The 14,760-nt window shown below is 63.0% G+C and carries 11 protein-coding genes; 1 reads left to right on the top strand and 10 read right to left on the bottom strand.

The genetic code is table 11. The features are described 5' to 3' along the window. The 5 genes from pstS to ACO1XS_RS08165 form a co-directional block, all read right to left on the bottom strand. Nucleotides 1–740: phosphate ABC transporter substrate-binding protein PstS (pstS, locus tag ACO1XS_RS08185; RefSeq protein WP_486390393.1), on the bottom strand; the 740-nt coding region annotated here is incomplete at its 3' end. A 261-nt stretch (nt 741–1,001) separates the two neighbouring features. Continuing rightward, complete coding sequence (glmM, locus tag ACO1XS_RS08180) at nt 1,002–2,363, bottom strand: phosphoglucosamine mutase (RefSeq protein ID WP_331567295.1); 1,362 nt, start codon at nt 2,361–2,363, stop codon at nt 1,002–1,004. A gap of 25 nt (nt 2,364–2,388) precedes the next feature. Next, entirely contained in the window at nt 2,389–3,213 is an 825-nt protein-coding gene (gene folP, locus ACO1XS_RS08175; protein ID WP_486390395.1) for a dihydropteroate synthase, read from the bottom strand. 189 nt (nt 3,214–3,402) lie between these two features. Next, nucleotides 3,403–5,295, bottom strand: a complete 1,893-nt coding sequence (gene ftsH, locus ACO1XS_RS08170; RefSeq protein WP_331567291.1) for an ATP-dependent zinc metalloprotease FtsH — start codon at nt 5,293–5,295, stop codon at nt 3,403–3,405. 198 nt (nt 5,296–5,493) lie between these two features. Beyond that, nucleotides 5,494–6,156, bottom strand: coding sequence for an RlmE family RNA methyltransferase (locus tag ACO1XS_RS08165; protein ID WP_331567289.1), 663 nt, complete (start codon nt 6,154–6,156; stop codon nt 5,494–5,496). A 176-nt stretch (nt 6,157–6,332) separates the two neighbouring features. Here ACO1XS_RS08165 and ACO1XS_RS08160 point away from each other — a divergent pair, with 176 nt between their 5' ends. Beyond that, a complete protein-coding gene (locus tag ACO1XS_RS08160; protein ID WP_486390392.1) occupies nt 6,333–6,938 on the top strand; it encodes a YhbY family RNA-binding protein in 606 nt (201 codons plus the stop codon). A 50-nt stretch (nt 6,939–6,988) separates the two neighbouring features. Here the strand turns inward: ACO1XS_RS08160 and ACO1XS_RS08155 are convergent, their stop codons facing one another. The 5 genes from ACO1XS_RS08155 to ACO1XS_RS08135 all read right to left on the bottom strand — a co-directional run bounded on the left by ACO1XS_RS08155 (nt 6,989) and on the right by ACO1XS_RS08135 (nt 14,689). Continuing rightward, nucleotides 6,989–7,477, bottom strand: coding sequence for a DUF4149 domain-containing protein (locus ACO1XS_RS08155; protein WP_486390391.1), 489 nt, complete (start codon nt 7,475–7,477; stop codon nt 6,989–6,991). An 11-nt stretch (nt 7,478–7,488) separates the two neighbouring features. After that, nucleotides 7,489–7,965 (bottom strand): transcription elongation factor GreA, encoded by a 477-nt coding sequence (gene greA, locus ACO1XS_RS08150; RefSeq protein WP_331567283.1) that lies wholly within the window; start codon nt 7,963–7,965, stop codon nt 7,489–7,491. A 142-nt stretch (nt 7,966–8,107) separates the two neighbouring features. Then, on the bottom strand, nt 8,108–11,362 hold the full coding sequence (gene carB / locus ACO1XS_RS08145; protein ID WP_486390390.1) for a carbamoyl-phosphate synthase large subunit: 3,255 nt from the start codon (nt 11,360–11,362) through the stop codon (nt 8,108–8,110). 70 nt (nt 11,363–11,432) lie between these two features. Then, complete coding sequence (gene carA, locus ACO1XS_RS08140; protein WP_331567279.1) at nt 11,433–12,581, bottom strand: glutamine-hydrolyzing carbamoyl-phosphate synthase small subunit; 1,149 nt, start codon at nt 12,579–12,581, stop codon at nt 11,433–11,435. 404 nt (nt 12,582–12,985) lie between these two features. Next, nucleotides 12,986–14,689: a transglycosylase SLT domain-containing protein gene (locus ACO1XS_RS08135; RefSeq protein ID WP_486390389.1), complete on the bottom strand. Its 1,704-nt coding sequence runs from the start codon at nt 14,687–14,689 to the stop codon at nt 12,986–12,988. Between the last annotated feature and the right edge of the window lie 71 nt (nt 14,690–14,760).

Genomic DNA, 14,760 nt, shown 5'->3' with positions numbered 1-14,760 from the left:
GCCTTGAACGTCTCCGTCTTCGGCTCGACAACCGTACCCGCGCTGTTCTTGAGCGACGTGTAGGTCATGTGGTTCTGCTTCGCGTAGGCCCACTCGACGTAGCCGATCGCGCCCGGCAGACGTTGCACGAATGCGGCGACGCCATCGTTGCCCTTGCCGCCCGTACCGGTCGGCCAGTTGACCGTCGTGCCTTCGCCGATCTTCGACTTCCACTCGGGGTTGACCTGCGAGAGGTAATGCGTCCAGATGAACGACGTGCCCGAGCCGTCGGCGCGGCGGACCACGGCGATATCGGTATCGGGCAGCTTGGCTTTCGGGTTCAACGCAACGATCGCCGGATCGTTCCACTTCTTGATCTTGCCGAGATAGATGTCGCCGAGTACCTCGCCCGACAAAACGAGCTCACCAGCCTTCACGCCCGGCACGTTGACGACGGGCACCACGCCGCCGACTACCGTCGGGAACTGAAAGAGTCCGTCCTTGGCCAGAGCGTCGTCCTTCAGCGGAGCGTCCGAGCCCGCGAAATCGACGGTCTTGGCAATGATCTGCTTGATGCCACCCGACGAGCCGATGCCTTGGTAGTTGACCTTGGCGCCACCGCTCTTCTGATAGGCGTCGGCCCATTTGGTGTAGATCGGTGCGGCGAACGTGCTGCCCGCGCCGGTAATGTCAGCGGCTTGCGCGGAGAGCGCGAAAAGCGCCGCGGCAACGCCGGCGAACGCAGTCTGCATCAATTTCATGGATTACCCCCAGTGGTGTGGTCGTGTGGATCGACACCGGGGAGATTAGGTAGTTATTGTGACAGTAATATGACCGGAAGTTGACGCCCTGTCATGGTCGCGCTGACACGATGAAGCGACTTTTTCAGAAATTGACCGACGATAGGTGAAATTTTGCGGACGAAGACGACAAAACTTCGTAGCCGGAATATGACGGCCGGGCAGCAAAAACTACATAAACGAAACGCCGCGAATCGCGGCGTTTTTTCCGGTCCGACGCCTCTACGCCGTCTCGCGCTCCGCCACCTGGGCAATGTTTTCGGCGCAACGAACGGCGAGCTCGCGTTCGCGCGCTTCGACCATGACACGCAACACCGGCTCCGTGCCGGAGGCCCGAATCAGCACGCGGCCATTGCCGGCCAGCAAACGTTCGGCTTCCGCAACTGCACGCCCCAGCGCAGCGCTTTCCTTCCACTTGGCGCCCGCGCGCATCCGTACGTTGATGAGCTTTTGCGGGAACAGCGTCAAATCGGCCAGATGCTCCGCCAATGTGCGGCCGCTGCGCTTGAGGGCAGCCAGCACGAGCAGCGCCGATACGATGCCATCGCCGGTGCTGTGGCGATCGAGCGAGAGGATATGGCCCGAGCCCTCCGCGCCAAGCTGCCATCCATGTTCGTGCAACTGCTCGAGCACGTAGCGGTCGCCCACCGCCGCCCGGACGAATTGCACCCCTTCACGGACCAGCGCCACTTCCACCGCCATGTTGGTCATCAGCGTTCCGACGGCGCCGGCTACCCGGCCTTCGGTCGCGATCCGATCCTTCACGAGCAGATAAAGCAATTCGTCGCCGTTATAGAGCCGCCCCTCGCCGTCGACGATCTGCAGGCGATCCGCATCCCCGTCGAGCGCAATACCGAGATCGGCACGATTCGCGAGTACGGCGCGCACGAGCGCATCGGGCGCCGTCGCGCCGACGCCGTCGTTGATATTGAATCCATTCGGCGCGACGCCGATCGAGATGACCTCGGCTCCGAGTTCGTGGAATACGTGCGGCGCGATGTGATAGGCCGCACCGTGCGCACAATCGAGAACGATCTTCAATCCGTGAAGATCGAAGGCGGCCGGGAATGTGCTCTTGCAGAATTCGATGTAGCGCCCCGCCGCGTCGTCGAGCCGCCGCGCCTTGCCGAGCCGCTCGGACGGCGCGCATTCCAATGGCTCGTCGAGTGCGCTTTCGATCATCGCTTCGACCTCGTCGGGAAGCTTGTTGCCGTCCGCGCTGAAAAACTTGATGCCGTTATCGTAGTAAGGGTTGTGCGATGCGCTGATCACCACGCCCGCCGAGAGCCGCAGCGCCCGCGTCAGATAGGCGACGGCCGGCGTCGGCATCGGCCCGGCCAGCATCACATCCACTCCCGCCGCCGAGAACCCGGCTTCGAGGGCGGCTTCCAGCATGTAGCCGGATACGCGCGTGTCCTTGCCGATCAGCACCGTGGGCCGCGAGCCAGGCTTGGCCACCCGGCGGTCCGCGCCCGCCAGCACCTTTCCCGCAGCGTAGCCGAGCCGCAATACGAAATCGGGCGTAATGGGCGCCTCACCGACTTTGCCCCGCACTCCATCGGTACCGAAATAGCGTCGTGCCATTCTCTTTTTTCCTTATCCAGTTCAGTCAATTAGATTGGGCCGCACTTCTCGTGGCGTCCCGCACCGCGGCCCATACCTTGATGGCATCGACGGTCTCCGCCACGTCGTGCACTCGCACGATCGCTGCACCGCGCTCAGCCGCGCAGACCGCCCCCGCTACGCTGGCCGCGACCCGCTCGGCCGGCGTCGCACGACCCGTGACGACGCCGAACATCGATTTACGCGACATCCCCGCCAGGATCGGAAAGGGCCTTGCTCCCGGCGCAACCCGCGGTGCGGTATCCCGTAGGTGCGCCAACAGCGCGTAGTTATCTTCGAACGTCGATTTCCCAAAGCCGAATCCCGGATCGACGCTCAACCGTTCGCGCGCGATGCCTTCGCGCATCAGCGTATCGACACGCTCCGTCAGGAACGTACGAACATCCGCCACCACATCGGCATACTCGGGCTTGCCGCGCTGCATTGTCTGCGGTTCTCCGTGCATATGCATCGCGCACAAACCGCAGGCGCTATCGCGCACGGCCTCGATGGCGCCCGGAAGACGGAAACCCCAGACGTCGTTGATCAGGTCCGCACCGGCCGCCAGTGCGGCCCGCATCACTTCGGGCTTGTAGGTGTCGACGGACAACGGCACCCCGACTCCCGCCAACGCCTCGACGATCGGCATCACGCGGGCCAGCTCTTCATCGAGCGGTACCGGCGGCGCGCCGGGGCGCGTCGATTCGCCGCCGATATCGATGATCTCGACGCCCTCGTGAATCATGCGTTCCGCCTGGCGCAGCGCGTCGTCGCGGGCCGCGTAACGCCCGCCATCGGAAAACGAATCGGGGGTGACGTTGAGAATTCCCATTACGCGGGGCCGCTCGAACGTCAACGTGAACCGGCCGCATTGCAGCGGCTCGGGAAGGGATGCCGGGGAAAGATCAGTGTGCGTCACGAATCGTTGTGCGAGGAAAAAACACCCAGGGGCGCGTGCGCGACGCAACGAAAAAGGCCGGTGCGTCAACCGCACCGGCCCTGTCACGCATCGCAACCTTCGTCAGGCCGGCGCGGTGGCGCTGCCCGGCTTGACCTCAGCGCCCGGCGGCGTCCCACTACTGCCGGACGAGGCATCGGCCGGCGAAGCGCTCTTCGGCGAACGCGGCGGGCGACCGGCCATGATGTCGTTGATCTGGTCCGCATCGATGGTTTCCCATTCCATCAGCGCGGCAGTCATAGCCTCGACCTTGTCGCGGTTGGCTTCGAGCAGGCTCCGTGCAAGGTTGTACTGGTCATCGAGCACGTGGCGAATCTCGGCATCGACCTTCTGCTGCGTCGCCTCCGAAATGGCGCGTGTAAAGCCCCGGCCGAACGGCGAACTTTCGTTTTCGTCATCGGCGTAGACCATCGGACCGAGCGCATCCGTCATACCGAAGCGCGTCACCATCGCGCGAGCAGTCTGCGTGGCCTTGTTGAAATCGTCCGAGGCGCCGGTGCTGATCAGATTCAGGAACAGCTCCTCCGCAACGCGGCCGCCAAACAGGATCGCGAGCCGATCGAGCAGATAATCCTTGGAATACGTCTCGTTATCGTGCTCGGGCAATTGCCAGGTCACCCCAAGCGCGCGGCCGCGCGGAATGATCGTGACCTTGTGAACCGGATCGGCCTTCGGCAACAACTTCGCCACGACGGCGTGACCGGCTTCGTGATACGCCGTGGCGCGCTTCGCTTCCTCGCGAATCACGGCCGACTTGCGCTCGGGGCCCATGAAGATCTTGTCCTTGGCATCCTCGAAGTCCTGCATCTCGACGATGCGCTTGCCCCGGCGCGCCGCGAAAAGTGCGGCTTCGTTGACGAGGTTCGCGAGGTCCGCACCCGAAAAACCCGGTGTGCCGCGCGCGATGACGGCAGCGTCGACATCGTTGGCGATCGGAACCTTGCGCAGGTGCACTTTCAAAATCTGCTCGCGGCCGCGAATGTCGGGCAAGCCGACATAGACCTGACGGTCGAAACGGCCGGGACGCAGCAATGCTTTGTCGAGCACGTCCGAACGGTTCGTCGCGGCGATGACGATGACGCCCGAATTGGCTTCGAAGCCATCCATCTCGACGAGCATCTGGTTCAGGGTCTGCTCGCGCTCGTCGTTGCCGCCCCCCATGCCGGCGCCGCGGTGGCGGCCGACGGCATCGATTTCGTCGATGAAGACGATGCACGGGGCATGTTTTTTCGCTTGCTCGAACATATCGCGAACGCGCGCGGCACCCACGCCGACGAACATTTCAACGAAATCCGAACCGGAGATACTGAAAAACGGCACCTTGGCTTCGCCGGCGATGGCGCGCGCAAGCAGCGTCTTGCCGGTACCGGGTGGCCCGACGAGCAGCACGCCACGCGGAATGCGTCCACCGAGCTTCTGAAATTTTTGCGGGTCGCGCAGGAAATCGACGAGTTCGGACACTTCCTCCTTCGCTTCGTCACAACCGGCGACATCCGTGAAATTGATTGCGTTGTTGTTCTCGTCGATCAGACGCGCGCGCGATTTGCCGAACGAGAACGCTCCGCCTTTGCCGCCGCCCTGCATCTGCCTCATCATGTAAAACCAGAATCCGATGATGAGAATCGTCGGTCCGAGGTAGTAAAGCGCCGATACGAGCGCGCTCGGCTCTTCATCGGCCTTGCCGCTCACCTGAACGCCATACTTCATCAGATCGCCGACCATCCAGATGTCGCCCGGCGATACGATCTGGTACTTTTGACCGTCGGCAGGAGTGACCGTGAGATTACGCCCTTGAACGACGACACTCTTGACCTTGCCGTCCTTCGCATCCGTCATGAACTGGGAGTACGAGACACCTTCCTGGACGCGGGGCTTGTCGAACTGCTTGAACACAGTAAACAGCACCAGTGCGATCACCAGCCACACTGCTGCCTTCGAAAACATATTGTTGTTCAAAGCACCACTCCTTCCTTATAGACGGGCGCCTACATTTACCTTGCGGCACCACGAAAGCATTCTAATCCAGTCCGTAGACCCCTGCCATAACGTTTCGTTACCGCGCAAATAGGGTTTTCCGATCCGTCAACGTGTCGTTTTCGCACAGTGCGGGCACCGCGCGGTGCAGCGCTGGCACCGGCGCCCTTGACACGCTCCTTATCCCGGACGCTTCAAATTCCTGCCCAGAATGAACGTCTCGGACGATTTGTCGCGGGACGCCTTGGGCTTGCGCGCCGCGACCGTCTTGAATTGGCGCTTGAATTTCTCGACGATCTGACTGTAGCCGCTCCCGTGGAAACATTTGACGAGCAAAGCACCTTCCGGCTTCAGGTGGTTCTGCGCGAATTCGAGGGCGAGATCACAAATATGCTCGATACGCGCCGCGTCCGCCACGGCCACACCGGACAGATTGGGCGCCATATCGGAAATTACAAGGTCCACGCGCCGATCGCCCACTTTCTCTTCGAGCTGCGCCGCCACGGCCTCTTCGCGAAAGTCACCCTGAATGAAATGAACGTCGGCGATGGGCTCCATCGGCAGGAGATCGAGCGCAATGATCGTCCCGTCGATGCCGCCCTCTCGGCTTTCATCGCGGCGCGCGCCGTGCGCGAGCTTGTTGCGCACGTACTGACTCCAGCTGCCCGGCGCCGAGCCGAGATCGACGATGACCTGCCCCGGGCGAATCAGCTTGTCCTGCTCGTCGATTTCCTTGAGTTTGTAGGCCGCGCGGGCGCGGTAACCTTCGCGCTGCGCCAGCTTGACGTAAGGATCGTTGATATGGTCGTGCAGCCACGACTGATTGAAGCGATTTTTTGCCATCGAAAGGTTTACAACTGTTGCTGCGTCGCCGCACTTTTGGCGGATAATACGCGTTTTGCCGATGCGGCCGCCGCGCGCTCGCGGTTTGTCACATTCCTCACGCCTTCGTAACGTATTTGCAAGCTGCCTCGCGTATTCGCAAGCCGCCCACATTCTAGTCGAGTTGCCGATCCCCCATGCCCGCCCTAAAAGTCTCTCCCGCTCAACGCGCCGAATTGCGCGCCCAGGCTCATGCGCTCAAACCGGTCGTGCTGATCGGAGGCGATGGGCTGACCGATGCCGTGCTGGCCGAGATAAAGGTCCACCTCGCCGCGCATGAGCTCATCAAGATTCGCGTATTCGGCGACGAACGCGAGGCGCGCGCGGCCATCTACGAACAGATCTGCGATACGCTCGGCGCCGCTCCCATCCAGCACATCGGCAAATTGCTCGTGGTCTGGAAGCCGCAGGAGAACGCCCGCGCCGCGGTGACCAAACCCGCGGGCCGCACCGCCACCGCGAAAAGCCCCGCCAGCGCCAAGACCGCAGGCCGTGCCGGCGGCGCTAGCGCAGCGCGCAGCCGCGCCATGCCGAGTGTGCAGCAAGCCGCCGGCGAAAAAGCCGGGCGCGGTGCCGCACCCCGCCTGGTAACGGTCGTCAAGCCGAGCGACAACCCCAAGCGCAGGCCGAAACCGCAAACCGTGGTCGTGCGCGGCAATGAACGCGTCACCGCGGGCGGCACGGTCAAGCGTGCGAAGAAACGTCAGACCAGCGCCAAGAGCCAGCATCAAACAGTGAAGTAATCGGGACTTCAGGGCCCGTCCGATATCGGGGGCCACTCTCGAGCGGCATGTCAGGTTCGGCTGCTCGCACCGCCGATAGTATCGACGGGCAGCTTCCAGACGAGTACGACGCCCAGCAGGCTCTCGATCAGATAAATCAGGCTCGAGACGCCATGAAGCATCCCGAATCGGGTGGCATACGCCGAATGCGCCAGATCCACGCCGGCGTCGAGTGCCGCGGTGCGCATCGCTTCCATGAACGGCTGCAGCGCGAAATATCCGACCAGCACGCAAATCAGCATACCGGCCAACAACCCTCTGAGCGGCCGGTACGCGAGCGAACCGCGCCGCACGAGTACGTTGCCGAGCGCGAGCGCGAGAATCCCACACAACACGCCGATCATCGCTTCGATCCGAAAAAGCCGCGCGGCGACAGCGCCCGCCGCGACACGGTCCAGCGTCGCAAACAGCGTGGGCGCGGCAGCGTAGCCGATCGTCAGCAAAGAGCCGACCCAAACGACGACGAGCAATCTGAAAATGCGATGCGGAGCCAGGGACACGTGGCCGCCTGTCAGACGTAGCTCACGGCGATGATTTCGTACTCGCGCACGCCGCCGGGCGCCTGCACCGCAGCGACGTCGCCTTCCGATTTGCCGATCAGCGCGCGAGCGATCGGCGAGCTGACGGAGATCAGACCGTGATCGATATCGGCCTCGTCGTCGCCGACGATCTGATACGTCACGACGTTGCCCGAACCGAGATCCTCGAGCTCGACGGTGGCCGCGAACACCACGCGGCCGTCGGCATCCAGCGCGGACGGGTCGATCACCTGGGCCGCGGCCAGCTTCGATTCGATCTCCGCAATCCGGCCCTCGATGAATCCCTGCTTTTCCTTTGCCGCATCGTATTCGGCGTTTTCGGACAGATCGCCTTGCGCACGCGCCTCGGCGATCGAGTTGATGACAGAGGGACGCTCGATGGATTTCAATCGCTGCAGTTCGTCGCGCAGCTTGTTGGCGCCCCGTTTTGTCAATGGAATAGTGCTCATAGACAGATCAGTAAGCAAAAAAGACGGCTATAAAAAAGTACCGCGGTTAAGTGCATCCCGTCAGGCGTTGTGGCCACCGGAGGGGACGCCGCTTAACCGCGGCATCTGGGGTCGAAGCCGACCCCGACTAGTAATCAGAAGCCTAGTTTAGGCGAGCGTGAAGGCCTTGTAAATCATAGACTTCCAAGTCGCGCAGGTAACGCAGGCCCTCGACGGCCGCGCGCGCGCCGGACATCGTCGTGTAGTACGTGACCTTATTTGCCTGGGCGCTCATGCGAATCGAGCGCGAATCGGCGATTGCGGCGCGCGTTTCGTCGACCGTCGTGAAGACGAGGGCGATCTCGCCGTTTTTGATCATGTCGACGATGTGGGGGCGCCCGTCCTTCACCTTGTTGACGACCTTCACGGGCACACCGGCTGCGGCAATCGCCGCGGCTGTGCCTTTCGTCGCGACGATCGGGTAGCCGAGTTCATGCAGCATGCCGGCCACTTCGACCGCTTTCGCCTTGTCCGCATCCATCACCGTGATCAGCACGGTGCCCGACTCCGGCAGTCGCGAGCCGGCGGCGAGTTGCGACTTGAACAGCGCTTCGCCGAACGTCTGGCCGACACCCATCACTTCGCCCGTCGAACGCATCTCCGGCCCCAGGACCGGATCGACGGTCGGGAATTTGACGAACGGGAAGACGGCTTCCTTCACGCTGAAGTAAGGCGGCTCGACCTCCTTTTCGACGCCCTGCTGAGCGAGCGTTTGTCCGACCATTGCGCGCGCGGCGATCTTGGCGAGCGGGAGGCCCGTCGCCTTGGAGACGTACGGCACGGTACGCGAAGCGCGAGGATTGACTTCCAGCACGTAGATGACGTCCTTCAGCGTTCCGTCGTCCTGCTTCACCTGCTGAATCGCGAACTGCACGTTCATCAGGCCCACGACGTTCAGGGCGCGCGCCATGGCGCCGGTCTGGCGCTTCAGTTCGGCTACCGTCTCCTTCGAAAGCGAATAAGGCGGCAACGAACAGGCCGAATCGCCCGAATGCACGCCGGCCTGTTCGATGTGCTCCATCACGCCGCCGATGAAGACGGCCTGGCCGTCCGAGATGCAATCGACATCGCATTCGATCGCATCGTTCAGGAAACGGTCGAGCAGCACCGGCGAATCGTTGGACACCTTCACGGCCTCGCGCATATAGCGCTCGAGATCGCGCGGCTCATGGACGATTTCCATCGCACGCCCACCGAGCACATACGACGGGCGCACGACGAGCGGGTAACCGATCTCGTCGGCAAGCGTGAGCGCGTCCGCTTCGGTGCGCGCCGTGCGGTTCGGCGGCTGACGCAACTGCAGGTCCTGCAGCAGCTTCTGGAAGCGCTCGCGATCTTCCGCGGCATCGATCATGTCAGGCGACGTACCGATGATCGGCACGCCGTTGGCTTCCAGATCGAGCGCCAGCTTCAGCGGCGTCTGACCGCCATACTGGACGATCACGCCGAGCGGCTTTTCCTTGTCGACGACCTCGAGGACGTCTTCGAGCGTGAGCGGCTCGAAATAAAGGCGATCGGACGTGTCGTAATCGGTCGACACGGTCTCGGGGTTGCAATTGACCATGATCGTTTCATAGCCATCCTCGCGCATGGCGAGCGCGGCGTGAACGCAGCAGTAGTCGAATTCGATGCCCTGGCCGATGCGGTTCGGGCCGCCGCCGAGCACCATGATCTTCTTGTTCGATGTCGGCATGGCCTCGCACTCTTCCTCGTAGGTCGAGTACATATAGGCCGTCTTCGTGGCGAATTCAGCGGCGCACGTATCGACCCGCTTGTAGACCGGACGCACGTTCAGCTCGATACGGCGGCGGCGCACGTCGGCCGGTGCGGCCGCAAGGAGCTTCGCAAGCCGGCGGTCCGAGAAACCGCTTTGCTTCAGGAAGCGAAGCTCGTCCCTGCTGAGGCTCTCGAGCGTACGGCCCGCGAGCGCTTTTTCCCTGGCGACGATTTCTTCGATTTGCGCGAGGAACCACGGATCGATCGACGTCTCTTCGAACACCTCGTCGAGCGACATGCCGAGGCGGAACGCGTCGCCCACGTACCAGATACGATCCGGACCGGGCTCGCCGATCTCGCGCACGATCTCGTCGCGGTGCGTGGATTTCTCGTCGAGCCCGTCCACGCCGACTTCGAGGCCGCGCAGCGCCTTCTGGAACGATTCCTGGAACGTGCGGCCGATCGCCATGACCTCGCCCACGGATTTCATCTGCGTCGTCAGATGCGAATCGGCCTCGCGGAATTTCTCGAACGCAAAGCGCGGAATCTTCGTGACGACATAATCGATCGTCGGCTCGAACGATGCGGGCGTCTGACCGCCCGTGATTTCGTTCTTGAGCTCGTCGAGCGTATAGCCGACGGCCAGCTTGGCGGCGACCTTCGCAATCGGAAAGCCCGTAGCCTTCGAAGCGAGCGCCGACGAACGCGACACGCGCGGATTCATTTCGATGACGATCACGCGGCCGTCATCCGGATTGATGGCGAACTGAACGTTCGAGCCACCCGTATCGACGCCGATTTCACGCAGAACCGCCAGCGACGCGTTGCGCAGTAGCTGGTATTCCTTGTCGGTCAACGTCTGCGCCGGTGCCACGGTGATCGAATCGCCGGTATGGATGCCCATCGGATCGAGGTTTTCGATCGAGCAGACGATGATGCAGTTGTCCGCACGGTCGCGCACCACTTCCATCTCGTACTCTTTCCACCCGAGCAGCGATTCTTCGATGAGCAATTCATGCGTCGGCGAAAGGTCGAGGCCGCGCCGGCAGATTTCTTCGAATTCCTGGCGGTTGTAGGCGATACCGCCGCCCGAGCCGCCGAGCGTGAAGGACGGCCGGATCACGACCGGGTAGCCGGGGCCGCCCGTTTGCACGGCGATTTCAACCTGCACCTTCAGCGCTTCTTCCATCGAATGCGCGACGCCCGACTTCGCCGAGCCGAGGCCGATCTTCGTCATCGCATCCTTGAACTTCTGACGGTCCTCCGCCTTGTCGATCGCTTCCGGCGATGCGCCGATGAGCTCGACGCCGTACTTGGCCAGCACACCGTGATGGAAAAGATCGAGCGCGCAGTTGAGCGCCGTTTGGCCGCCCATCGTGGGCAGGATCGCATCGGGACGCTCTTTCGCGATGATGCGCTCGACCACCTCCCAGGTGATGGGCTCGATGTAGGTCACGTCCGCCGTGTTCGGGTCGGTCATGATCGTGGCCGGGTTGCTGTTGACGAGAATGACCTTGTAGCCTTCCTCGCGCAGCGCCTTGCAAGCCTGTGCGCCCGAGTAATCGAACTCGCACGCCTGGCCGATGATGATCGGACCCGCGCCGATGATGAGAATGCTCTTGATGTCTGTCCGCTTGGGCATAACGCTCTCGCTAATGTATTTCTGGTATCTCTGACGAAAGGCGGCGCGAGCTCTCGCGCCGCGGCACGAATCACGCGGCCGCGCTACCGCGCTTCGCGTCCATCAACGCGGTGAAGCGGTCGAACAGATAGCCGATATCGTGCGGACCCGGCGATGCCTCGGGGTGACCCTGGAAGCAGAACGCGGGCTTGTCCGTCAATTCGAAACCCTGCAAGGTGCCGTCGAAAAGCGAGATGTGCGTGACGCGCGCATTGGGCGGCAGCGTCGCCGCATCGACAGCGAAACCATGGTTCTGCGATGTGATGACGACCCGGCCGTCCCCCAGATCTTTCACAGGATGATTCGCGCCATGGTGGCCCGTTTTCATCTTCATCGTCTTTGCGCCGACGGCGAGGCCCATGATCTGATGACCGAGACAGATGCCGAAAGTCGGAACGCCGCGGTCGATAAACTCCTTCGTCGCGGCGATCGCGTAATCGCAAGGCTCCGGGTCGCCGGGGCCGTTCGACAGGAACACGCCGTCCGGATTGAGCCCGAGCGCATCGGCCGCGCTCGATTGCGCGGGCAGCACCGTGACTTGGCAGCCGCGCTCGGCAAGCATGCGCAAGATGTTGTGCTTGACGCCGTAATCGAAGGCGACCACGCGGTAGCGCGGGGAGCGCTGCGCCCCGAAACCGCTGCCGAGCCGCCATTCGGTCTGCGCCCACTCGTAGGGCTTGGCAGTGGAAACGACCTTGGCGAGGTCCATGCCCGCGAGCCCTGGGAACGAGCGCGCAAGCTCCACGGCACGCGCTTCGTCGTCGGTACCCGCGAGAATGCAGCCGTTTTGCGCACCCTTGTCGCGCAAAATGCGGGTGAGCCGGCGCGTATCGATTCCGGCGATGGCCACGACGCCTTCGTCGCGCAGATAGTCGGCGAGCGTGCGCTGCATCCGGAAGTTCGACGCCCGCACCGGCAGATCGCGCACGATCAGGCCCGCGGCATGAACTTTCATCGATTCGACGTCTTCACCGTTGACCCCGACGTTACCGATATGGGGATAGGTGAGCGTCACGATCTGGCGCGCGTAGCTCGGATCGGTCAGGATTTCCTGATAACCGGTGATGGCCGTGTTGAAGACCACCTCGCCGATCGTATGGCCGGCCGCGCCGATCGCGTAACCGCGAAAGACCGTGCCGTCAGCGAGTGCAAGCAGAGCGGGAGGAAAAGACGGCAACACGGGAAGCTCCTTGGGGAGCACCCTGTTGCCGACCTGTCATCCGCCCGGAGGCTGCCACGGCGCCGATGTTTCGGCGGCAAGCGCGGCGCTCGACGTTCCTCGTTGCGCGTGAAGCCTGGCTGGCGCGTCCGGACGCTCGATGGCCCGGAATCGAAGGCTTTTGCCAAACTACGCCACGGTGCATTGAGCGGCGGATGAACGGGATGGGGAAGGTAGGCGCTAGGGTGCGGGTTGAATAGCGAAACTTTCGAATTATAGCTTGAAAGCCCTATTCCCGACAATGGACGTACGGGGATGCGGTGGTATGGGCGGGCGTTCGCCGTACCGAAGGACGGCGAACGTATCGCATCGGATCACGCGCGGATCACGCACGGACCAAGGACGTATCAAGCCGTATCAAGCGCTCACTGCTGCTTGGTTTGTCCGCGCGACGACGCAACGGTCGTGCTCTGCTGCCGGCCTTGCACCGGCTTCGCACTGCTCTTCCTGGCCGACTTCGAGGCCGTTTCGACGCTCTTTCGGGCCGGCGCATCAGCCTTGCTTTCGCCTTTGCCGGCGGCGGCACGGGCCGCAACCTTCACGGACTTTGTCCGCGCCCCGCCGCGTGCGGCGCTCCGACTCGAATGCGCTTTCGGCTTCACTTCGGCCGCGCGTGCTTCGATCTTCTCGGCGCGCGCATCGGCCGGCACTTCCGTGGCGATTTTCTGCGGCCCCGGCTCTGCCGGCATCGTCTTACCCACCGGCACATGCAGCACGATCACCTGACCCGGCATGAGCGTTTCGCGCCGGGTCTTATTCCACGCCCTCAATTGCGCGATCGAGACCTGATAGCGCGCCGCAACCGCCGCGAGCGATTGCTTGCGACGCACGCGGATCAGCATCTTGCGAGTGTCCGGAACGTCGGGCTCCACCGCGAGCACCGCGCTTTCGGCAACGTCGGCGCTGATGTCCTCGTCGTCGCCGTCACGCGGTACGAGTAGCGTCGAACCGGGCTTCAGGCGCATGCCGGCCGGAATCTTGTTGACCTCCATCAGCGTGTCGGCGTCGACCCCGAGCTTTTCAGCGAGGGCCGCAGGCCGCGCGCGCTCCGTCACCGTATAGGTGGTCCAGGACGACAATTGGCCGCCGTACGACTTGAGATTGCGTTCGAAAGCGCTTGCGTTGTCGAACGGCAGCAGGATTTGCGGCTGCGTCGCGCCGAGGATCACCGGCCGCTTGAACGACGGGTTCAGCGAACGGAACTCGTCGAGCGACATGTCGGCGAGCTTCGCGGCCGTTGCGACGTCGATATCGTGCGACGTCGTGACCGACACGAAATAGGGGTGGTTCGGAATCGACGGCAACGCCAACCCATACATCTGCGGGTTGACCACGATGTTCTTGACCGCCTGAAGCTTCGGCACGTAGTTGCGCGTCTCGTTCGGCATGCGCAGGCTTTGATAGTCCGTCGGCAAACCGGCCGCCTGATTGCGCGCGATCGCACGCTGCACGTTGCCTTCGCCCCAGTTGTAGGCGGCCAGCGCGAGGTACCAGTCGCCGAACATGTCATGCAGGCGCGACAGATAGTCGAGCGCGGCGCCTGTCGAAGCCAGCACGTCGCGGCGCTCGTCTTGCCACATGTTCTGCTTGAGGTTATAGGTGCGCCCGGTGCCGGGCACGAACTGCCACATGCCCGCAGCCTTCGCGACCGACAGCGCCTGCGGGTTGTACGCCGATTCGATGAACGGCAGCAGCGCGAGCTCCGTGGGCATGTGCCGCGCCTCGAGCTCTTCGACGATGTAATAGAGGTACTTCTGCGAACGCTCCGTCATGCGCTGGACGTAGTCCGGGCGCTGCGCATACCAATTGACCTGCATATCGACCAGGTCGCCCTGCAAGTCCGGAAGCTGAAAGCCGCGGCGGATGCGGCCCCACAGGTCGCTGTCCGCGGTCGTCAGTTGATCGACGGAGCCGGTATCGACGTCGATCGTTTGTTTCGCGGTGGCGGTGCGCAGGGAGTCGGGAGCGGCTTGCGGAGTGGAAGCGTCGTTGGAGGAGTTCGCCGTCGGTCCGCTGCTCGCGCAGGCGGCGAGCGTCAGAACCAATAGCGCACTGAGGATGAATCGCATGAACGTCTCGGCTTCCAAAACTGGAAATTTGCAGGCGATAGTACGAAAGCATGCCGGCCGCGTCAACTGAA

The organism is Trinickia sp. (assembly GCF_057351765.1).
This window is presented reverse-complemented; position numbering and strand designations above follow the sequence as displayed.

Coding starts and splice junctions, on each gene's coding strand:
- folP (WP_486390395.1), bottom strand. CDS start 3,213: ATGGGAATTCTCAACGTCACCCCCGATTCGTTTTCCGATGGCGGGCGT.
- ACO1XS_RS08160 (WP_486390392.1), top strand. CDS start 6,333: ATGCCCGCCCTAAAAGTCTCTCCCGCTCAACGCGCCGAATTGCGCGCC.
- greA (WP_331567283.1), bottom strand. CDS start 7,965: ATGAGCACTATTCCATTGACAAAACGGGGCGCCAACAAGCTGCGCGAC.
- ACO1XS_RS08165 (WP_331567289.1), bottom strand. CDS start 6,156: ATGGCAAAAAATCGCTTCAATCAGTCGTGGCTGCACGACCATATCAAC.
- carB (WP_486390390.1), bottom strand. CDS start 11,362: ATGCCCAAGCGGACAGACATCAAGAGCATTCTCATCATCGGCGCGGGT.
- glmM (WP_331567295.1), bottom strand. CDS start 2,363: ATGGCACGACGCTATTTCGGTACCGATGGAGTGCGGGGCAAAGTCGGT.
- ACO1XS_RS08135 (WP_486390389.1), bottom strand. CDS start 14,689: ATGCGATTCATCCTCAGTGCGCTATTGGTTCTGACGCTCGCCGCCTGC.